Raw genomic sequence first — 19,763 nt, forward strand, 5'->3', positions numbered from 1 at the left:
GAGGCCCCGGGGGACGGGGCGGCTCTCCGGCCGGGCCGCATCGCGTACGTGAACCGGGACGTCACGCGACTCGGGCGCGGGCGTCCCTCTCGGACACGCTGTGGGCACACACGCGTGCCGGCTTCTGACGGCGGCGCAGGAAGCGCGGCAGCGGCAGGGCCAGGTTGACGAAGCCCTCGGCCTGCATCGCGGCGAGACCGATGCGCGGCAGGTCCGCGGAGGCCCGGTAGACGACGAAACGCGGCTCCCAGCGGGGCTGGAACTTGGCGTTGAACTTGTACAGGGACTCGATCTGGAACCAGCGGGAGAGGAACACCAGCAGTCCGCGCCAGGCGCGCAGCACAGGGCCCGCGCCGATCTTCTCGCCCCGCGCGAGGGCGGAGCGGAACATCGCGAAGTTCAGCGAGACACGCGTGATGTCGAACTTCGGGGCCGCCTGGAGGGCGGCGACGATGAGCAGTTCGTTCATGCCGGGGTCGGCCGAGCGGTCGCGGCGCATGAGGTCCAGGGAGGCGCCGTCCGTGCCCCAGGGCACGAAGTGCAGGATCGCCTTCAGGTCGCCGTAGGGGCCGGGCTGCTCGTCGGCCTTGTGGGCGGTGGCGATCAGGCAGTCGCCGTCGGAGGCGTCGCCTATCCGGCCCAGGGCCATGGAGAAGCCGCGCTCGGTGTCCGTGCCGCGCCAGTCCTCGGCGGCCTGCCGGATCCGCTCCAGCTCCGCCTCGCCGAGGTCACGGACACGTCGTACCCGGGTCTCGTAACCGGCGCGCTCGATGCGCTTGACCATCTGCCGCACGTTGCGCATCGCGCGGCCGGCGAGGGAGAAATCCGCAACGTCCACCACCGCCTCGTCGCCCAGTTCCAGGGCGTCCAGTCCGGTCTCGCGGGTCCACACCTCGCCTCCCGTCTCCGAGCAGCCCATGACGGCCGGGGTCCAGGAGTGCGCGCGCGCCTCGTCCATGAAGCGCTCGATGGCGCCCGGCCAGGCCTCGACGTCGCCGATGGGGTCGCCGCTGGCGAGCATCACGCCGGACACGACGCGGTAGGTCACCGCCGCCTTGCCGCTGGGTGAGAAGACCACGGCCTTGTCGCGCCGCAGCGCGAAGTGGCCGAGGGAGTCGCGGCGGCCGTGCTTGTCCAGCAGCGCCCGCAGGCGTACCTCGTCCTCCTCCGTCAGGCGCGCCGCCGGGTGCTCCGGCCGGAAAGCCAGGTAAATGGTCGTGACCGCGGTGAGCAGTCCGAGGGCGCCGAGGGAGAAGCCCACCGTCCAGGAGGTGTTGCCCTGGTAGTCGACCGGGCCCTCGAAGCCGAACAGGCCGTACAGCACGTGGGTGATGCGGTCGGCCAGGCTCGGGTCGCCGACCATGCGGTTGGGGTGGACGCTGACGATGACCAGGCCGAGGGCGAGGGAACCGGCGCTCATGAGGACGAAGTTGGCGAGCGCGCGCCACCTGCTGCGCGGGTCGGGCAGCGCGGCGAACTGGTCGCGGTGGCGCAGCAGCGGCGCGAGCAGCGCCGCCGAGATGACCACCCCGATCAGGGAGTGGCGGTACGTGAACTGCGCCACGGCGCCCGCCGGCAGCAGCGCCACCGCCGCGCGCCACGCACGCCGCTTGCCGCGCCGGAGTCCGTGCGCGAGCAGCAGCAGGAGGATGCCCGCGCTCAGGGAGAGGGCCGCCGCGAAGGGACCGAACGACCCGGGCAGCACCTCGGCGATGCTGTGCATACGGCTGTGCCGGAAGCGCGGGAAGACGCCCGCCGCGATGTCCAGAACGCCCACCAGAGCGCACGCCCTGGCGACGAGCACCGGTACGGCCTCGGGGCGCGGACCTCGCAGTACGCGCCGCGTGTTGCGTGCGCCGGAGGGAACCCCACCCGACATTTCCTCATCTGTCCTGACAGACATCGCATCCCGTAGTTCTGCGAGAGACCTTGGACCCGGTGCCGTTCTGGGCATCCGGCGACATTGCGCCCTCTATGACGGTGTCTCGGGGGGAGAGGTTCCTTCCTCCCCTCAAAGCCGGTCCAAAGGACGGGGAAAGTCCCGGACAAGCCCTCGCGAAGGGGCGGTTCTCCGGGGGAAACCCGCAGGCAGGAAGATAGGTCATGGGTCTTACGAGCAACAAGGTGCTGGCGCTCGCGGTCGTGTTCGCCGTACTGCTGTTCGTCGGCACGGTGTGGCTGTGGCCGCGGCTGGCGCGGCGGAACTGGCGGGCCGTCAGCGGCCGCGTGGGCCTGCTGTTCGGTACCCAGCTGGTCCTCTTCGCGTCGGTGGGCCTCGCCGCCAACCAGGCCTTCGGGTTCTACGCGAGCTGGGCGGACCTGTTCGGCCAGGAGAAGGAACAGGGCGTGGTCGTCAACCACACCGCGCCCGGCGGCTCCGGCGGCCCCCTGGAGGTGCTCGACACGGCACGCGTGCGTGGCGCGGGCGGCGCCCGGCCGCAGACCGGCGGACAGATCCAGAAGGTCGACATCGTGGGCCGCAGGACGCACATCGCCACGCCCGCGTACGTCTATCTGCCGCCGGAGTACTTCCAGCCCCGTTATCGCGCGCGTACGTTCCCCGCGGCCGTCGTCCTGACCGGATATCCGGGCACCGCCCAGGCGCTCGTGGACAAGCTGCACTACCCGCGCACGGCACAGGAGCTCGCCAAGGACGGCCGTATGCAGCCGATGATCCTGGTGATGCTGCGGCCCACCGTCGCACCGCCGCGGGACACCGAGTGCGTGGACGTCCCGGGCGGCCCGCAGACGGAGACGTTCTTCGCCAAGGACCTGCCGGACGCCCTGCTCGCGCACTACAGGGTGGGCAGGAAGCCCGCGAGCTGGGGCATCATCGGCGACTCCACGGGCGGCTACTGCGCACTGAAACTCGCCATGCACCACCCCGGCTCCTATGCGGCGGGCGCGGGCCTTTCGCCGTACTACAAGGCGCCGGTCGACCCGACCACGGGCGATCTCTTCCACGGCGACAAAGGCCTGCGCAACCGTGCCGACCTGTGGTGGTGCCTCAGGCACCTGCCCGCCCCGGACACCTCACTGCTCGTCACCAGCAGCCGGGTCGGGGAATCCAACTACAAGTCGACGCTGAAGTTCATAGATCGAGTTCAGGCCACGAAGCTGACTCGGATCTCCTCGATCATCCTCGACAGCGGGGGGCACAACTTCAACACCTGGCGGCGGGAGATTCCGGCGACGCTGCAGTGGATCAGCGGGCGGCTGAGCGAGCGGTGACCAGGGTTCCCACAGAAAACGATCTTGCGAATTCGAGGAACCGCAATTACTGATGCGCTGTGAACGTTTCGTTATGGCTGTGTTTTTACGGGGCGGGGCGCCAACGCTCGCCTACGCGCGGTAAGTTTCTGGCCATGCCACGTGGACGTCACCGCCATTCCCCGCCTTTGCACAGGCTGCTGCCTCCGTCGGCTATCGCAGGCGTCTCCCTTGTCTGCGCCTTCGGTCCCTGGGTGTTCTCGGAGCCCGCCGTGCTCCGCGTCATAGCCGCGTTCGCCGCGGCCACGGCCGTGATAGGGGCGGCCGTCATGCGCCGCTGGGACGCACAGGCCGGCAAGCAGGTCGCCGACCTCACGCGCGCGCGTGCGAGCGACGAGTGGCGGCACGAGGAGCGGGTCGCCGAGCTGGAGACGGACCTCGAGGAGTCGCGCGAGCTGCGCGCCAAGCTGGAGCAGCGGCTGCGGGCCAAGCGCGCGGAGCTGGCGGGCCTGCGCAACGAGCACGCGGCGCTGCTGCGGCGGTACGCGACCGCGGAGACCGAGCGGGCGAGCGCCCTGGAGGGCCGCCGTCTGCTCGAGATAGAGGCCGCGGCTCCCGATACGGACGCGTTGTCGCCCGTGGCGGCTCAGGACACCGAGGTTGTGGCTGCCTCGGCTCAGGGCGAGGACGGCACGGACGAGAAGGCGCGGACCGCCGGGGTCTTCTCGCCGGAGGGCTCCCAGCTGTTCCTGCGGGCCAAGGAGGCGCTGAAGAAGTTCGACGACGGTGACGCTCCCGAGCAGGACGACGTCGCCGACGACGCCGAAGCCGATCCGGTGGACGAGACCGACACCGACGTCGAGACCGATGCCAATGCCGATGCCGAGGTCGCCTCGCAGGACGAGGTTGTCGCGCAGGACGCGGCCGACACGCAGGATGAAGCCTCCCCCGAGGACGACGGGTCCCCGAAGGGCGGCGGGTCTCCCAAAGGCGACGGCCCGTCGAAGGGCGATGGCCCCCCGAAGGGCGAGCCCGCGAAGGTGAGGACCGCGGCGGCCGAGGCTTCCGCCCCTGCCGCATCCGCCGAGACCGGCGCCGCCCCCGCCGACGGCACCGAGGCCGCGGCCCAGGAGGACGAGGCGCAGGGGCAGCCCGAGGCGGTCGACGAGCATGAGCACGCGGCCGCCACCACGCCGGCGGAGCCCGCCCGCTCCGCCCAGCCCGTACAGCAGCCCTCCGGACACTTCGTGGCCCCGACCGCGGTGGCCGTCGTACCGGCGACGCCCGCGCGGCGCCCGGCGGTCGAGGGCGGGTTCGACTTCTTCGGTACGAAGCAGGAGTCGGCGCCCGCCGCCCTGGACGCGGTGCAGAACGAGGACCTGGCCGACGTGGTCGGCGAGGAGGCGCTCGCCGTGCACAAGGCCGAGGCCGAGGCGCAGTTCAAGCCGGCCGACGAGGGCGCGCGGGGTGTCGGTCAGGTGATCGACCTGACCGCCCACGACGAGACGGAGCGGATCAACCTGCAGGGCCTGCGCAGCGCGGTCTCCTGAGGCCGGGCACCGTCCCACGACGCCGTCCGGACCGCCTACGGTGCCATCCAGCGGTCCGGCGGCGCGTCCCGGCGGCCCGTGCGTGACCGCTCCGCCTGAGCGCGGAGCAGCTCCGCCGCCTCCCGGGCGTTCCTCAGCCGGGCCGTGACGGTCTTGTTGGCTCCCGTGTCCACGTGCACGTCGGCGAGCCCCCACAGCCGCTTCCAGGGCCCCTGGACCAGCCGGACGCTCTGCACCTTCGCGTGCGGAACGAGCGCCAGGCGGCGGCGCAGCAGCCCGTGCCGGGCGGCGAACACCCCGTCGGTGACGGCGAGTCCGTATCCGCGCCACCACAGCGGCAGGCACCGGCCGGCCCGCCGAGGCGGGCGGGACAGCACGCCGGACGCCGGCACCGTCACCCCGGGCAGCACGCGCGCGACGACGGACTCGGCGACCTCGCGCGGAGCGACCGGCACCAGAACGGAGTTGGACGATCCGGCCACGTCCAGCTCCACCCGCACCCAGCCCAGCCGCCGCCACAGCAGCGGTTCGACGATCCGCACGGTCTGCACGCGCCCGGGCGGCACCGTCTCGTGCGTGCGGTCGAGCAGGCCGTGGTCGATGCGCAGTCCGTCCGGAGACTCGCCCACCGTCCAGTCGTACTCGCTGACGAACCGGCCCACACTGCTCGCTCCGGCCGCGCCCAGCAGGGGGAGCGCGGTGGCGAGGACCGTCCACACGCTGTGAGTGGCCAGCCACAGCAGGGGCGGTACGACGAGGGCGGCGCCGAGGGCGCCCCAGGTGGCGCCCGTCAGCACGAGGGAGAGCGCGAGGTGGAGCGGGGGCGTGCGCAGGATCTCGCGTGCCGGCGCCTCTCCGACTTCGTGCGCCGTCTCGGGGGCGAACCCGGCGGCGCGCGCGAGCAGTTCCGCGCGCAGCGCACGCGCCTCGCGCTCCCCGAGGAAGGCGAGTTCGTCCTTCTTGGCCGTGCCTATGACGTCGAGTTTCAGCTTGGCGACGCCCGCCACGCGCGCGAGGAGGGGCTGGGTTACGTCGACGGCCTGGATCCGCTCGAGCCGGATGTGCGCGCTGCGCCGGAACAACAGGCCGGTACGGACGCGCAGTTCGCTGTCCGTCACCGCGAAGTGCGTGAACCACCAGCTGAGGAAGCCGTACAGGGCGGCGGCCGGGACGAGGACGGCGAGCGCGATCAGCAGGGTCGTGGTGGTCAGGCGGGTCAGCTGGCGCTGCGCCTGGTCCGGGTCGTGCACGGCCCACCCGATGAGCACCGCCACCGGCGCCCACGCTCGCCTGAGGGGTGTAACGGGATGCAGCCGCCGCTCGGTGACGGGTTCCCGCGCGGGTATGGCGTCATCGACGCCCGGCGCCGTCACAGACCCGCCGATCGGGCCTCGCCGAGCTCGGTGAGCCGGTCGCGCAGCCGTTCCGCCTCGGCCGGGTCGAGACCCGGGATGGTGGCGTCGGTCGCCGCGGCCGCGGTGTGCAACTGCACGCTGGCCAGCCCGAAGTGCCGCTCGACGGGCCCGGAGGTCACCTCCACCAGCTGCATGCGGCCGTACGGCACGACGGTCTCCTCGCGCCACAGCACGCCCCGGCTGATCAGCAGGTCGTCGGCGCGCTCGGCGTACCGCCAGGAGCGCCAGTTGCGGCCCAGCAGCACCCAGCCCCAGGCGATCAGCGCGAGCGGCAGCAGCGCGAAGGCAGCCCAGGCGGGCCCGGCGAGCAGGCCGAGCAGCAGACCGACCGCCAGGGCGAGCAGCCCCAGCCACACCACCAGCAGCAGACGCCGCATCCGCAGCAACCCTGGCGGCAGCCCGGTCCACTCCGGCTCCCCCGCCTCGTCCGCCCTTGTGCCCGCGCCCCGCGGGCTCCCCGTCTCCATACGGCCAGCGTACGTAGGAGAGACTGTGTTCATGACTCCTACGACGGAGACCATGGTCGGTATCGGCGGCGCCGCGGAGAGCACCGACATGGTGCTCAACATCGGACCGCAGCACCCGTCCACGCACGGTGTGCTGCGGCTGAAGCTGGTGCTGGACGGCGAGCGCATCATGCGCGCCGAGCCGGTGATCGGGTACATGCACCGCGGCGCGGAGAAGCTCTTCGAGGCGCGCGACTACCGCCAGATCATCATGCTCGCCAACCGCCACGACTGGCTGTCGGCCTTCTCGAACGAGCTGGGAGTCGTCCTCGCCGTCGAGCGCATGCTCGGCATGGAGGTCCCCCCGCGCGCGGTGTGGACGCGGACGCTGCTCGCGGAGCTCAACCGGGTGCTCAACCACCTGATGTTCCTCGGCTCCTATCCGCTGGAACTCGGCGGCATCACCCCGGTCTTCTACGCGTTCCGGGAGCGGGAGGTCCTCCAGAACGTCATGGAGGAGATCTCCGGCGGCCGTATGCACTACATGTTCAACCGCGTCGGCGGCCTCAAGGAGGACCTGCCGGCCGGCTGGGCCGCACGCGCGCGTGCCGCCGTCGCGGGGGTGCGCTCGCGCATGGACCGGTTCGACGACCTGGTCCTCGGCAACGAGATCTTCCGGGGGCGCACGCGGGACGTGGGCGCGCTGGCCCCCGGGACCGTGCACGCGTACGGCGTCAGCGGGCCGATCGCGCGTGCCTCGGGCGTCGACTTCGACCTGCGGCGCGACGAGCCCTATCTCGCCTACGCGGAGCTGCAGGACGTCCTGAAGGTCGTCACCCGGCAGGAGGGCGACTGTCTCGCCCGCTTCGAGGTGCTCCTGGAGCAGACCCACAACGCCCTCGACCTCGCCGACGCCTGCCTCGACCGTCTGGCCGAGTTGCCGCCCGGCCCGATCAACCAGCGGCTCCCCAAGGTCCTCAAGGCACCTGAGGGCCACACCTACGCCTGGACCGAGAACCCGCTCGGCATCAACGGCTACTACCTCGTCAGCAAGGGCGAGAAGACGCCGTACCGGCTGAAGCTGCGCTCGGCGTCCTACAACAACATCCAGGCACTCGTGGAGCTGCTGCCGGGGACGCTGGTGGCGGACATGGTGGCGATCCTCGGGTCGCTGTTCTTCGTGGTCGGGGACATCGACAAGTAGGTCACGCCCGCGCGTCGGGTGCGTCCGTGATGTCCAGCGGGTTCGCCGTTCCGACCGGCTGGAGCAGCCATCCGAAGTCGCCGAGGCCGCCGGGCGCGGTGAGTTCCGCGGCTTCACCGGCGCTCGCGAGGGCGCGGACGTAGGCGGCGGGTTGTGCGGACGCGAGCGCGAGCGGGGGGCGTGCGCCGACGATGCCCAAGGCGCGCAGAGCGTCGCGCTGCCGCAGAACGCGCCCCTGCCGCTCGGCGAGCGCCGCGGAGCGCGCCGCGCACGCGTCCAACGCCACGTGAGCCGTGATGTCGCGCTTCCCGTCGGGTACGGGTGCCGTTTCCCGTCCCGCGCGGAAGCCCGTGAGGGTGCCGAACAGGGGGCGCGTCTCCCGGCTGTGCGCGTAGTCCACGGCGACCGCGAGCCCCCGGTCGAGCGCCGCGACCGCACCCGCCCACGCCTCGTCGCGCGGCAGGCCGATCTCGGCCCGCAGGCCTTCCTCGGGAGGCAGCGGCCACCAGCGCGCGAGCCAGTCCGCCTCGTCGCCGCCGACCGGGTCGCCGAGACGCTCCGCGCCGTCCCGCCGCACCAGAACCGTGCGCGGTACGCCGTCCTCGTCCACCTCGGCGACGTCCAGCGGAACGTTGTCGAGCCACTCGTTGGCGAAGAGCAGCCCGGTGAGGCCCCCAGGCGGCTCGGGGAGCCATTCGACCTGGTCGTCGAGGCCCAAGGGACGTTCGGCGAGCTCGACGGCGCAGGCACGCACGCGTGGGAGCACGTCCGCGGGCAGCGCGGCCAGGACGCCGGTGACCAGCTCGCCGCGCCCCGCCGCCATGTCGACGAAGTCGAGACGGCCGGGCCGGCCGAGGGCATCGTCGACGCGGCACAGCAGCCGGGCCACGGCTTCGGCGAAGAGCGGCGACGCGTGCACGGACGTACGGAAGTGCCCGGCCGGGCCCTCGGGGCGGCGATAGAAGCCGCCGGGCCCGTACAGGGCCGCCCGTGTCGCCGCCCGCCAGCCGCGCCACTGGTCCGTCGTCTCTTCCGTCACCGGGCCAGGCTAAGCGCACTGAGGAACGCGACCTCCACCTTGCGGAGTACGCGCGACGGATGCGGATCGCCCCTCCGGTTGACCCCTGCACGCATCCCGCTTCCCTACGCTGGGTTACGTGCAGCGCCTCTATGACTTCCTTCGCAGACACCCGACCGGGGTCGACTCCTTCTGGGCCGTCTTCCTGTTCGGCGTCTCCCTGGCGAGTGGAGCCGGCCATCAGGACACCCGGGGCACCGTGTCACCGGCCCTGATCGTTCCGATCGCGCTGCTGCTGTGCCTGGCGATCGCGCTGCGCAGGCGCATGCCGGAGAAGATGCTGCTGCTGGTGATCGCCCTCGGCGTGGCGCAGCTCGCGTTGGACGTGGCGACGATGGTGGCCGACTTCGCGATGCTGGTGATCGTCTACACCGTGGCCGTGATGGGCGCCCGCTGGGCCTCCCGGCTCGCCCTGGCGGTGGGGCTGTCGGCCGCGACCTTCGCGGAGTTCCGCTGGCCGGCCGAACACAACAGCGCCCTCGGCCATGTGGCGCTGGTGATCTTCCAGACGGTGCCGTTCGCGCTGGCCTGGGTGCTGGGCGACTCGATCCGCACGCGGCGTGCGTATTTCGCGCAGCTGGAGGAGCGTGCCGCCCGGCTGGAGAAGGAGCGCGAGGCGCAGGCCAAGGTCGCGGTCGCGGCCGAACGCGCCCGGATCGCGCGCGAGCTGCACGACGTGGTCGCGCACAACGTGTCGGTGATGGTGGTGCAGGCCGACGGCGCCGCCTACGTCCTCGACGCCGCCCCCGACCAGGCGAAGAAGGCGCTGGAGACCATCTCCTCCACGGGTCGCCAGGCCCTCGCCGAGATGCGCCGCCTGCTGGGCGTGCTGCGCACCGGTGAGCACAAGGAGGTCGGCGAGTACGTTCCGCAGCCCGACGTCGAGCAGATCGACGAGCTGATCGAGCAGTGCCGTACCTCCGGTCTGCCGGTCGACTTCAAGGTCGAGGGCACCCCGCGCCCGCTGCCCAGCGGCGTCGAGCTGACGGCGTACCGCATCGTGCAGGAGGCGCTGACCAACACCCGCAAGCACGGTGGGCCCAACGCGGGCGCGAGCGTGCGGCTGGTCTACTTCGACGACGGCCTCGGTCTGCTCGTCGAGGACGACGGCAAGGGCGCCCCGCACGAGCTGTACGAGGAGGGCGGCGCCGACGGACAGGGCCACGGCCTGATCGGGATGCGCGAGCGGGTCGGCATGGTCGGCGGAACCCTGGACGCGGGCCCGCGCCCGGGCGGAGGATTCCGCATCAGTGCCCTGCTGCCGCTCAAACCGGCGCACTGACGTTTTCGCACGCCCCTTGTTGACACCTGTAACACCCCTGAAGACGGACACGGAAGAGGCTTCGATGACGATCCGCGTGATGCTCGTCGACGACCAGGTGCTGCTGCGCACCGGGTTCCGGATGGTGCTCGCCGCACAGCCGGACATGGAGGTCGTCGCGGAGGCGGGGGACGGCGTCGAGGCCCTGCAGGTGCTGCGCTCGACGGCCGTGGACGTCGTCCTGATGGACGTCCGCATGCCGAAGCTGGACGGTGTGGAGACGACCCGCCGCATCTGCTCGGAGCCGGACCCGCCGAAGGTGCTGATCCTGACCACGTTCGACCTCGACGAGTACGCCTTCTCCGGGCTCAAGGCGGGCGCGTCCGGCTTCATGCTCAAGGACGTGCCGCCCGGCGAACTCCTCGCCGCCATCCGCTCCGTGCACAGCGGTGACGCGGTGGTGGCGCCGTCGACCACGCGCCGGCTGCTCGACCGGTTCGCGCCGATGCTGCCGAGCGCCGGGAAGGAGCCCCAGCACAAGGAACTGGAGCGGCTCACCGACCGCGAGCGCGAGGTCATGGTGCTGGTCGCGCAGGGCCTGTCCAACGGCGAGATCGCGGCCCGCCTGGTGCTGTCCGAGGCGACCGTGAAGACCCATGTGGGACGCATCCTGACCAAGCTGGGCCTCAGGGACCGCGTGCAGGTGGTGGTCCTCGCCTACGAGACGGGGCTGGTGCGCGCGGGCGGGCACGGCTGATCCACGCGCGCGTGACGCCCGCGTAACCGCCGCCCACTAGGGTCTGCGCATGCTCCTGTGGATCAACGGCCCCTTCGGGGGCGGCAAGACCCAGACCGCGCACGAGCTCCAGCGGCGCCTGCCGGGCAGCGTGATCTGCGATCCCGAGCACGCCGGCTTCGGTCTGCGCCGGATGCTGCCGCCCGAGCTGCGGGGAGACTTCCAGGACCTGACCGCCTGGCGGCAGGGCGTGGTCGAGGTGCTCGACCTGGCGCTGACCAGGCACGACGGAGTGGTGATCGCGCCCATGACGGTCACCGACTCGGGCTACTTCGCCGAGACGGTGGGCCGGCTGCGCGAACTCGGCCACGACGTACGGCATTTCACCCTCCTCGCCCAGCGTGAGACCGTCCTGCGGCGGCTGCGGGAGCGCGGCTTCGGACACCTCCTTCAGTACGTCGCCGGCAAGAACGCCGGCCCGGGCAGGGAGACCTGGGCGGTACGGCAGCTCGACCACTGTCTGGAGCGGCTGCGGGAGCCGGAGTTCGCCGAGCACCTGTGGACCGACCACTCGACCGTGCCGAAGACGGCGGACCGTATCGCCGTGCTCGCCGGACTGACGCTGCGGCCGAACAACGAGGGAGCGCTGCGGACACGGCTCAGGCAGGCGGGTGTGGGGATCCGGCACATTCGGTTCGACTGAGCCGTCCGCTGGGCGCAGACAGGCCTCGCCCAACCAGGCGGCCCCGGCTTGGGCAGGCGCCCTCGCTCAGCGCAGGATGCCCTCCAGGAAGTCGCTGCCCAGCCGGGCCACGACCGCTATGTCCAACTGGTGCTGCACGTAACGGCCCCGGCGGCGCGTGGTGATCAGGCCCGCCTTCTTCAGGACGCCCAGGTGGCGGGATATCTCCGGGGCCGTCATGCCGTGCGCCTGCGCCAGCTCGCTGGTGGTGTAGGCGCTGCGGGCCAGATAGCGGCACATCCGCATCCGTACGGGGTGGGACAGCGCGGTCATCCGCAGGGCGAGCTGCTCGACTGAGGGCGGGGCGGCGAGCTCCGGGGAGCCCACCGGGTAGTGCACCACCGGCTGCCAGCCGGGCCGGTACAGGACGGACAGGTGCGGCCAGCCGAGGCTGGTCGGGACCAGCAGCAGGGTGCCGTCCTCGGTGGCCGTGCGGCCCACGCTCAGCTTGTCGACCGTGATCCGCTCGCCGCCCTCGTCGAGCGTGACCGCCGGCGACACGGCGGTCAGCGCCTCCGCGAGGCCCCTGCGGCGCAGCAGATTGGTCTTGTGGCGGGCGTCCGCGGTGAGCTGGTGGCGCAGCCGGGACCAGGTCTCGGCGAAGAACGCCTCGTCGCAGTCCTCGAGGAACTGACGCAACCAGGCCCTGATTTTGGGCGGATCGGTCAGCAGCAGCTCGGTGAACCGCTGCTGGCGCGGCCCCCGCGCGGCCGCCAGCTCCAGGGCGCGCCGGCCCATTGCGGCGTCGACGAGCCAGCCGGCCCCGACGCCGTAGGACATCGCGCAGCTGAACTCCAGCGCCGCGTCGACGAACTGTTCGTCCGTGAGTTTGTCCAGCAGGTCCAGCTCCTCGGCGAGCGTGGCCCCGGGCAGGGCGGTACCGCCGGGGATGCCCGCGTACGGCAGGAACAGGTCCGAGAACGTCGTCGTCCACAGGAAGTCGGCGTCGCACATCCGGTCGGCCAGATGCGGATCCAGGCCGGCCGTCACACCCGTCACCCAGCCCTGCAGGCCGGGGTGGTGGCCAGGCTCGGACAGCGCGTGCAGCGCCATGCCGAGCTCGGCCAGCGGGGAGGGCACGACGGCGACCCTCTCCGGCCGCAGCCCCGCGATGTCGATGCGCACGCTCATGACCTCATGGTGCACCCCGCCACTGACAACGCCGTCGCCGATTGACGACGCCCGTCAATCATGGGCCGTCACCGGGCCCCGGGCGCCTTGGGCAGCCGCGCGACGAACTCCGCGACGGCCGCCTTCACATCGTCGCCCGTCCACTCCAGGCCCGCGGCGCGCACCCCGACCTCGGTGACCGCCAGGCCCGGGCCCTTCTCGTCCCAGGAGTCGGCGAACAGCAGCGTCCCCGTCTCCTCGCCCTGCCGGATCGCCGCCTCCGAGACGACGTCGACGTCGTAGGGCAGCCAGACCTGGAAGTCGTGCGTGTACGGCTCTTCCGGGTGGACGCGCGCCCACGGCACCCCGGCCGCCGCGAACCCCTCGCGCAGCGCCTCGGCCACCACGCGCGCGTGGGCGACGTAATCGGGCAGCCGGGGCAGTTCCCGCTCCAGGCCGGCGAGGGCGGACAGGGCCGTCGGGAACTGCTGGAAGACCTGGCCGCCGTACCGATGGCGCCAGATCTTCGCCTCGTCGGTCAGCGTCCTCGGACCGGCGAGCGCGGCGCCGCCGAGGCCGCCGAGGGACTTGTAGAACGACACGTAGACGCTGTCCGCCAGGCCCGCGATCTCGTGCAGGGGGCGGCCGAAGTGGACGGTGGACTCCCACAGGCGCGCGCCGTCGAAGTGCACCACCGCGTCGCGCTCGCGCGCCGCCTCCACCACCTCGGTGAGCTCCTCCCAGGAGGGCAGCACGAATCCGGCGTCCCTGAGGGGCAGTTCGAGCATCAGGGCGCCGAAGGGCTCCGCGAGGTCGCGTACCTCGTCGGCGCTCGGCAGTCGGGGCTCACTCGTCACGCGGACCGGGCGCAGACCGCTGACCTGGCTGAAGGCGTTCCGTTCGTGCACCTCGGGGTGGGCGAGGGCGTGCAGGGCGACTGCCGGGTTGCCGGTGCGGCCCGCCCAGCAGCGCAGGGCCACCTGCTGGGCCATCGTGCCCGTCGGGAAGAACGCGGCGGCCTCGGTGCCGAGCAGTTCGGCGACCTTCCGCTCCAGGGCCTCGACGACTCCGCCGCCGTAGATGTCGGCCGGCTCATCGAGGTCGTACACGTCCTCGAGGCCGTCCAGCAGCGCCAGGCGCTCGCGGAGCGTGCCGAGGAATCCGGGGCGCGCGAGCACATGCTTGGCGCCCCGGTACGCGCTGATGCGCCGTTCGCGCCGGCGCTTGCGCCGCTCCTCGTCGGTCACCGGCTCCTCCGGACGTTCCGTCTGCCCCGCCGCATCGCTCATGGCCGGGATCATGCCCGCCGGGCTGCCGGGCGGCACCCGGATTTCCATGGACCCTCGACGGGGGCGGGCACGGTGTGCGGTAACCCACAGCCTGTGGACGAACGGCCGCCCCTCGGACCGATAGCGTTAACATGACGAGAAATCGTCCGGTACCCCGAGCGGACTGGAACGGGAAGGCCACCGTCGCGTGAGTACAAGCCAACAGCCAGACCCCAGGGACCGTCCCGCGCGGCTCACCGTCGGCGTCGTCGGCGCCGGCCGCGTGGGCCCCGCGCTGGCCGCGTCCCTCCAGCTCGCCGGGCACCGCCCGGTGGCCGTCTCCGGGGTCTCCACCGCCTCCCGCAGGCGGGCCGCGCAACTGCTCCCCGACGTGCCGGTCGTCCCGCCCGCCGAGGTGCTGGAGCGCGCCGACCTGGTCCTGCTCACCGTCCCGGACGACACACTGCCCGGACTGGTCGAGGGTCTCGCCGAGACCGGGGCCGTACGGCCGGGCCAGCTGCTCGTGCACACCTCCGGGCGCTACGGCGCGAAGGTCCTCGACCCCGCCCTGCGCGCGGGCGCGCTTCCGCTGGCCCTGCACCCCGCCATGACCTTCACCGGCACGCCCGTGGACGTCCAGCGGCTGGCCGGCTGCTCCTTCGGGGTCACCGCGCCCGACGAACTGCGGCTGGCCGCCGAGGCCCTGGTGATCGAGATGGGCGGCGAGCCGGAGTGGATCGCCGAGGAGATGCGCCCGCTCTACCACGCGGCCCTCGCGCTGGGCGCCAACCACCTGGTCACGCTGGTCGCCCAGTCGATGGAGCTGCTGCGCGCGGCCGGTGTCGAGGCACCCGACCGGATGCTCGGCCCGCTGCTCGGCGCCGCCCTCGACAACGCCCTGCGCTCCGGGGACGCGGCCCTGACCGGCCCGGTCGCGCGCGGGGACGCGGGCACGGTCGCCGCGCACGTGCGGGAGCTGCGCCGGCACGCCCCGCAGGCCGTCGCCGGCTACCTGGCGATGGCCCGCGCGACCGCCGACCGGGCGCTCGCCCACGGGCTGCTGAAGCCGGAACTCGCCGAGGACCTCCTCGGTGTACTCGCCGACGGGACCAACGGCGCCGAGGGAGAGGCCCGATGACCACCACCCTGCTGAGCACCGCGGCCGAACTCCACGCACGCGCGCGTGCCGGACGCCGCGTCGTCGTGATGACCATGGGCGCCCTGCACGAGGGCCACGCCACCCTGATCCGCACCGCGCGCGAGATCGCCGGAACGGACGGCGAGGTCGTCGTCACCGTCTTCGTCAACCCGCTGCAGTTCGGCAAGGGCGAGGACCTCGACCGCTATCCGCGCACCCTGGACGCCGACGTGAAGCTCGCCGGACAGTCCGGCGCGGACGTCGTGTTCGCTCCCGCCGTGGAGGAGGTCTACCCGGGCGGCGAGCCCCAGGTGCGGATCAGCGCGGGCCCGATGGGGGAGCGTCTGGAGGGCGCCTCGCGTCCCGGCCACTTCGACGGCGTGCTCACGGTCGTCGCCAAGCTGCTGCACCTCACCCGCCCCGACGTCGCCCTGTACGGCCAGAAGGACGCCCAGCAGCTCGCCCTGATCCGCCGCATGGTGCGGGACCTGAACTTCGGCGTCGAGATCGTCGGCGTGCCCACGGTGCGCGAGGAGGACGGCCTCGCGCTCTCCAGCCGCAACCGCTACCTCTCGCCCGCCGAGCGGCGCACGGCGCTCGCGCTGTCCCGCGCGCTGTTCGCGGGCCGTGACCGGCACGCGGCGCAGGAGGCGCTGCGCGCACGGGCACGCGAAGTGCCCGCCACGCACGCGCGTGCCGAAGCCCTCAGCGCCATAGGGGAGTCCCGCGCCGCGGCCGACGCGCACGCCGTCGCCAAGTCCCTCCCGGCGTCCGCCACCGTCCCCGGCGCGGACGCCGCGCGGGGCACCTCCTACGGCGCCCCCTCCGCCGTCCGCGCGGCCGCCCGACTGGTCCTCGACGACGCCGCGCGTCTGTCGCCGCCGCTCGAACTGGACTACCTCGCCCTCGTCGACCCCTCCGACTTCACCGAGATCGGGGACGACTTCACCGGCGAGGCCGTCCTCGCCGTCGCCGCCCGGGTCGGGACGACCCGGCTGATCGACAACCTCCCTCTCACCTTCGGGAAAACCTTCGGAGCCGCCTCGTGACCAGCACAGGCATACGACTGCACGCCCCCGCACCGGGTTGGGCCATCTCCGCGGACGTGGTGGTCGTCGGCTCCGGGGTGGCCGGCCTGACCGCCGCGCTGCGCTGCGAGGCCGCCGGCCTGAACACGGTCGTCGTCACCAAGGCCCGCCTCGACGACGGCTCCACCCGCTGGGCGCAGGGCGGCGTCGCCGCGGCCCTCGGCGAGGGCGACACCCCCGAACAGCACCTGGACGACACCCTGGTGGCCGGCGCGGGCCTGTGCGACGAGGAGGCCGTACGGATCCTCGTCACCGAGGGCCCCGACGCCGTACGCCGTCTCATCGCGACCGGCGCGCACTTCGACGAGTCCGAGGCCGGCGACCTGGCGCTCACCCGCGAGGGTGGTCACCACCGTCGCCGTATCGCGCACGCCGGCGGAGACGCGACCGGCGCGGAGATCTCCCGGGCGCTCGTCGAGGCGGCACGCGCGCGCGGTGTGCGCACGATCGAGAACGCGCTCGTGCTGGACCTGCTGACGGACGCCGACGGCCGTACGGCGGGCGTGAGCCTGCACGTGATGGGCGAGGGCCAGCACGACGGCGTGGGCGCCGTGCACGCCCCCGCGGTGGTGCTCGCGACCGGGGGGATGGGCCAGGTCTTCTCGGCGACCACCAACCCGTCGGTCTCCACCGGCGACGGCGTGGCGCTCGCCCTGCGCGCGGGTGCCGAGGTCAGCGACCTGGAGTTCGTGCAGTTCCATCCGACCGTGCTGTTCCTCGGCCCGGACGCCGAGGGCCAGCAGCCCCTGGTCTCCGAGGCCGTGCGGGGCGAGGGCGCGCACCTGGTCGACGCCGACGGGGTGCGCTTCATGCTGGGGCAGCACGAACTGGCCGAGCTCGCGCCCCGGGACATCGTCGCCAAGGGCATCATGCGCCGTATGCAGGAGCGGGACGCCGAGCACATGTTCCTCGACGCCCGGCACTTCGGCGCCGACATGTGGGAGAACCGCTTCCCGACCATCCTCGCCGCCTGCCGCGCCCATGGCATCGACCCGGTCACCGACCCCATCCCGATCGCCCCGGCCGCCCACTACGCCTCCGGTGGTGTGCGCACCGACTCCCAGGGTCGTACGACCGTCCCGGGCCTGTACGCGTGCGGCGAGGTCGCCTGCACCGGCGTTCACGGCGCCAACCGGCTCGCCTCCAACTCCCTCCTGGAAGGCCTCGTCTACGCCGAGCGTATCGCCGCCGACATCGCGGCGGCCCACGCCGACGACGGCCTCCACGCGCGCGTGCCCGAACCCGTCGACCACCCGGAGAAGCCCGCGCACCCGCTCCTCGCCCCCGAGGCCCGGTTCGCGATCCAGCGGATCATGACCGACGGCGCGGGCGTCCTGCGCTCGGCCGACTCCCTCGCCACGGCCGCCGACCAGCTCCAGCGGCTGCACACCGAAGCCCGCGACGCCCTCGACGAGAACGGCAAGACCGCCGAGCCCGGCGTCGACACCTGGGAGGCCACCAACCTGCTGTGCGTCGCCCGCGTCCTGGTCGCCGCCGCACGCCTGCGCGAGGAGACGCGCGGCTGCCACTGGCGCGAGGACCACGCCGACCGCGACGACACGGCATGGCGCCGGCACATCGTCGTACGGCTGAATCCGGACCGCACACTCGCCGTGCACACCACCGATACCGCAGACTTCCCCCCGACCCAGCAGCCACAGCAGCGCCTCCAGGAGCAGTGACAGAAGTGAGCACCCCCGACCTCCCCCTCGTGTCGAACGGCGGCTGCGGCGACGGCTGTGCCTGCGGCGCCGACACCGACGCCGAATACCTGGAGTGCGGCCTCGACCCCGCGCTCGCCCAGCTCCTGGCCGACGCCGGACTCGACCCCGTGGAGGTCGAGGACATCGCCAACGTCGCCATCCAGGAGGACCTCGACCACGGCGTGGACGTGACCACGGTGGCGACCATCTCCGAGGACGCCGTCGCCACCGGCGACTTCACCGCGCGCGAGGCGGGCGTCGTGGCGGGCCTCAGGGTCGCCGAGGCGGTGCTGTCCGTGGTGTGCACGGATGAGTTCGAGGTCGAGCGGCACGTCGAGGACGGCGACCGCGTGGAGGCCGGGCAGAAGCTGCTGTCGGTCACCACGCGCACGCGTGACCTGCTCACCGGCGAGCGCAGCGCGCTGAACCTCCTGTGCCGGCTGTCCGGCATCGCGACCGCCACGCGTGCGTGGGCGGACGTACTGGACGGCACGGGGACCAAGGTCCGCGACACCCGCAAGACGACGCCGGGGCTCCGCTCGCTGGAGAAGTTCGCCGTCCGCTGCGGCGGGGGCGTCAACCACCGGATGTCGCTGTCGGACGCGGCCCTCGTCAAGGACAACCACGTGGTCGCCGCCGGCGGTGTCGGGCAGGCCTTCAAGGCCGTAAGGGAGGCCTTCCCGGACGTGCCGATCGAGGTCGAGGTCGACACCCTGCACCAGCTGCGCGAGGTCGTCGACGCGGGCGCCGACCTGATCCTGCTGGACAACTTCACGCCCGGCGAGTGCGAGGAGGCCGTCGCCATCGTGCACGGCCGCGCCGCGCTGGAGGCCTCCGGACGGCTCACCCTGGACAACGCCAAGGCCTACGCGGACACCGGTGTCGACTACCTCGCCGTCGGCGCCCTCACCCACTCCTCGCCGATCCTCGACATCGGTCTCGACCTGCGAGCGGCGGAGTAGGTACCGGCCATGCTGCTGACGATCGACGTGGGCAACACCCACACCGTCCTGGGCCTCTTCGACGGGGAGGACATCGTCGAGCACTGGCGCATCTCCACGGACGCGCGCCGCACGGCGGACGAACTGGCGGTGCTGCTGCAGGGCCTGATGGGGATGCATCCGCTGCTCGGCGACGAACTGGGCGACGGCATCGACGGCATCGCCATCTGCGCCACCGTCCCCTCCGTGCTGCACGAACTGCGCGAGGTGACCCGGCGCTACTACGGCGACGTGCCGGCCGTGCTCGTGGAGCCGGGCGTGAAGACCGGGGTGCCGATCCTCACCGACAACCCCAAGGAGGTCGGCGCCGACCGCATCATCAACGCGGTCGCCGCCGTCGAGCTGTACGGGGGACCGGCGATCGTCGTCGACTTCGGTACGGCCACGACCTTCGACGCGGTCTCCGCGCGCGGGGAGTACATCGGCGGCGTGATCGCCCCCGGTATCGAGATCTCCGTCGAGGCGCTCGGGGTGCGGGGCGCGCAGCTGCGGAAGATCGAGGTGGCCAGACCCCGCAGCGTGATCGGCAAGAACACGGTCGAGGCGATGCAGTCCGGCATCATCTACGGCTTCGCCGGACAGGTCGACGGGGTCGTCAGCCGGATGGCCCGTGAGCTCGCGGACGACCCGGACGACGTGACCGTGATCGCGACCGGCGGACTGGCGCCGATGGTGCTCGGGGAGTCCTCGGTCATCGACGAGCACGAGCCCTGGCTGACGCTGGTCGGGCTGCGGCTGGTGTACGAGCGGAACGTGTCCCGGATGTGAGCCCCGCAGGGGGAGCAACCGGGTGGCTCGACTGCGCCACACCGC

17 protein-coding genes are annotated in these 19,763 nt (G+C 72.6%); 11 read left to right on the forward strand and 6 right to left on the reverse strand.

Features of this window, described 5'->3' with window-relative positions; translation table 11 throughout:
* Positions 1–61: 61 nt before the first annotated feature.
* Positions 62–1,879 carry a phosphatidylglycerol lysyltransferase domain-containing protein gene (locus ABZ453_RS32945; protein ID WP_359020678.1) on the reverse strand — a complete coding sequence of 606 codons (1,818 nt, stop codon included), beginning with the start codon at positions 1,877–1,879 and terminating at the stop codon, positions 62–64.
* 224 nt (positions 1,880–2,103) lie between these two features.
* Between ABZ453_RS32945 and ABZ453_RS32950 the strand changes: the two genes are divergently transcribed.
* Together ABZ453_RS32950 and ABZ453_RS32955 are read left to right on the forward strand one after the other, a co-directional pair.
* Positions 2,104–3,231 (forward strand): alpha/beta hydrolase-fold protein, encoded by a 1,128-nt coding sequence (locus ABZ453_RS32950; protein ID WP_359020680.1) that lies wholly within the window; start codon positions 2,104–2,106, stop codon positions 3,229–3,231.
* A gap of 134 nt (positions 3,232–3,365) precedes the next feature.
* The gene (locus ABZ453_RS32955; protein ID WP_359020682.1) at positions 3,366–4,760 is read left to right on the forward strand and encodes a hypothetical protein; all 1,395 of its coding nucleotides are present in this window, start codon (positions 3,366–3,368) and stop codon (positions 4,758–4,760) included.
* A 35-nt stretch (positions 4,761–4,795) separates the two neighbouring features.
* On the opposite strand, the gene ABZ453_RS32960 is transcribed toward ABZ453_RS32955, so the two are convergent.
* Positions 4,796–6,133, reverse strand: coding sequence for a PH domain-containing protein (locus ABZ453_RS32960; RefSeq protein ID WP_359020684.1), 1,338 nt, complete (start codon positions 6,131–6,133; stop codon positions 4,796–4,798).
* Positions 6,130–6,642 (reverse strand): PH domain-containing protein, encoded by a 513-nt coding sequence (locus ABZ453_RS32965; RefSeq protein ID WP_359020686.1) that lies wholly within the window; start codon positions 6,640–6,642, stop codon positions 6,130–6,132. The genes ABZ453_RS32960 and ABZ453_RS32965 overlap by 4 nt, the downstream gene beginning before the upstream one ends.
* A gap of 31 nt (positions 6,643–6,673) precedes the next feature.
* On the opposite strand from ABZ453_RS32965, the gene ABZ453_RS32970 reads away from it, so the two are divergent.
* Complete coding sequence (locus ABZ453_RS32970; protein ID WP_359020688.1) at positions 6,674–7,825, forward strand: NADH-quinone oxidoreductase subunit D; 1,152 nt, start codon at positions 6,674–6,676, stop codon at positions 7,823–7,825.
* A 1-nt stretch (position 7,826) separates the two neighbouring features.
* Here the strand turns inward: ABZ453_RS32970 and ABZ453_RS32975 are convergent, their stop codons facing one another.
* Complete coding sequence (locus tag ABZ453_RS32975; RefSeq protein ID WP_359020690.1) at positions 7,827–8,864, reverse strand: SAM-dependent methyltransferase; 1,038 nt, start codon at positions 8,862–8,864, stop codon at positions 7,827–7,829.
* 118 nt (positions 8,865–8,982) lie between these two features.
* On the opposite strand from ABZ453_RS32975, the gene ABZ453_RS32980 reads away from it, so the two are divergent.
* The 3 genes from ABZ453_RS32980 to ABZ453_RS32990 all read left to right on the forward strand — a co-directional run bounded on the left by ABZ453_RS32980 (position 8,983) and on the right by ABZ453_RS32990 (position 11,603).
* Positions 8,983–10,185: a sensor histidine kinase gene (locus tag ABZ453_RS32980; RefSeq protein WP_359020692.1), complete on the forward strand. Its 1,203-nt coding sequence runs from the start codon at positions 8,983–8,985 to the stop codon at positions 10,183–10,185.
* A gap of 64 nt (positions 10,186–10,249) precedes the next feature.
* On the forward strand, positions 10,250–10,921 hold the full coding sequence (locus tag ABZ453_RS32985) for a response regulator transcription factor (RefSeq protein WP_133044292.1): 672 nt from the start codon (positions 10,250–10,252) through the stop codon (positions 10,919–10,921).
* A 49-nt stretch (positions 10,922–10,970) separates the two neighbouring features.
* Entirely contained in the window at positions 10,971–11,603 is a 633-nt protein-coding gene (locus tag ABZ453_RS32990; protein WP_359020694.1) for an AAA family ATPase, read from the forward strand.
* Positions 11,604–11,669: 66 nt separating this feature from the next.
* On the opposite strand, the gene ABZ453_RS32995 is transcribed toward ABZ453_RS32990, so the two are convergent.
* Together ABZ453_RS32995 and ABZ453_RS33000 are read right to left on the reverse strand one after the other, a co-directional pair.
* Positions 11,670–12,773, reverse strand: coding sequence for a DUF5937 family protein (locus ABZ453_RS32995; protein ID WP_359020696.1), 1,104 nt, complete (start codon positions 12,771–12,773; stop codon positions 11,670–11,672).
* 68 nt (positions 12,774–12,841) lie between these two features.
* A complete protein-coding gene (locus ABZ453_RS33000) occupies positions 12,842–14,041 on the reverse strand; it encodes a beta-eliminating lyase-related protein (RefSeq protein WP_359020698.1) in 1,200 nt (399 codons plus the stop codon).
* Between the two features lie 187 nt (positions 14,042–14,228).
* Here ABZ453_RS33000 and ABZ453_RS33005 point away from each other — a divergent pair, with 187 nt between their 5' ends.
* From ABZ453_RS33005 to ABZ453_RS33025, 5 genes are read left to right on the forward strand one after another with little or no spacing between them, the layout of a single operon-like run.
* Positions 14,229–15,158: a DUF2520 domain-containing protein gene (locus ABZ453_RS33005; RefSeq protein ID WP_133044295.1), complete on the forward strand. Its 930-nt coding sequence runs from the start codon at positions 14,229–14,231 to the stop codon at positions 15,156–15,158.
* Complete coding sequence (gene panC / locus ABZ453_RS33010; protein WP_359020700.1) at positions 15,155–16,207, forward strand: pantoate--beta-alanine ligase; 1,053 nt, start codon at positions 15,155–15,157, stop codon at positions 16,205–16,207. Before ABZ453_RS33005 ends, panC begins: the two co-directional genes overlap by 4 nt.
* On the forward strand, positions 16,204–17,928 hold the full coding sequence (locus ABZ453_RS33015; RefSeq protein ID WP_359020702.1) for an L-aspartate oxidase: 1,725 nt from the start codon (positions 16,204–16,206) through the stop codon (positions 17,926–17,928). The genes panC and ABZ453_RS33015 overlap by 4 nt, the downstream gene beginning before the upstream one ends.
* A 5-nt stretch (positions 17,929–17,933) precedes the next feature.
* Positions 17,934–18,911, forward strand: a complete 978-nt coding sequence (gene nadC, locus ABZ453_RS33020; RefSeq protein ID WP_359020703.1) for a carboxylating nicotinate-nucleotide diphosphorylase — start codon at positions 17,934–17,936, stop codon at positions 18,909–18,911.
* Between the two features lie 9 nt (positions 18,912–18,920).
* Positions 18,921–19,718, forward strand: coding sequence for a type III pantothenate kinase (locus ABZ453_RS33025; RefSeq protein ID WP_133044299.1), 798 nt, complete (start codon positions 18,921–18,923; stop codon positions 19,716–19,718).
* Positions 19,719–19,763 lie beyond the last annotated feature (45 nt).

It is taken from the genome of Streptomyces sp. NPDC005799 (genome assembly GCF_040630525.1).
Lineage (GTDB): Bacteria > Actinomycetota > Actinomycetes > Streptomycetales > Streptomycetaceae > Streptomyces > Streptomyces griseorubiginosus_B.

What these genes read in the sequence shown, in the direction of transcription:
- ABZ453_RS32945 (WP_359020678.1), bottom strand. Translation starts at nt 1,879, where the DNA reads ATGTCGGGTGGGGTTCCCTCCGGCGCACGCAACACGCGGCGCGTACTG.
- ABZ453_RS32950 (WP_359020680.1), top strand. Translation starts at nt 2,104, where the DNA reads ATGGGTCTTACGAGCAACAAGGTGCTGGCGCTCGCGGTCGTGTTCGCC.
- ABZ453_RS32955 (WP_359020682.1), top strand. Translation starts at nt 3,366, where the DNA reads ATGCCACGTGGACGTCACCGCCATTCCCCGCCTTTGCACAGGCTGCTG.
- ABZ453_RS32965 (WP_359020686.1), bottom strand. Translation starts at nt 6,642, where the DNA reads ATGGAGACGGGGAGCCCGCGGGGCGCGGGCACAAGGGCGGACGAGGCG.
- ABZ453_RS32970 (WP_359020688.1), top strand. Translation starts at nt 6,674, where the DNA reads ATGACTCCTACGACGGAGACCATGGTCGGTATCGGCGGCGCCGCGGAG.
- ABZ453_RS32985 (WP_133044292.1), top strand. Translation starts at nt 10,250, where the DNA reads ATGACGATCCGCGTGATGCTCGTCGACGACCAGGTGCTGCTGCGCACC.
- ABZ453_RS32990 (WP_359020694.1), top strand. Translation starts at nt 10,971, where the DNA reads ATGCTCCTGTGGATCAACGGCCCCTTCGGGGGCGGCAAGACCCAGACC.
- ABZ453_RS32995 (WP_359020696.1), bottom strand. Translation starts at nt 12,773, where the DNA reads ATGAGCGTGCGCATCGACATCGCGGGGCTGCGGCCGGAGAGGGTCGCC.
- ABZ453_RS33000 (WP_359020698.1), bottom strand. Translation starts at nt 14,041, where the DNA reads ATGAGCGATGCGGCGGGGCAGACGGAACGTCCGGAGGAGCCGGTGACC.
- panC (WP_359020700.1), top strand. Translation starts at nt 15,155, where the DNA reads ATGACCACCACCCTGCTGAGCACCGCGGCCGAACTCCACGCACGCGCG.
- ABZ453_RS33025 (WP_133044299.1), top strand. Translation starts at nt 18,921, where the DNA reads ATGCTGCTGACGATCGACGTGGGCAACACCCACACCGTCCTGGGCCTC.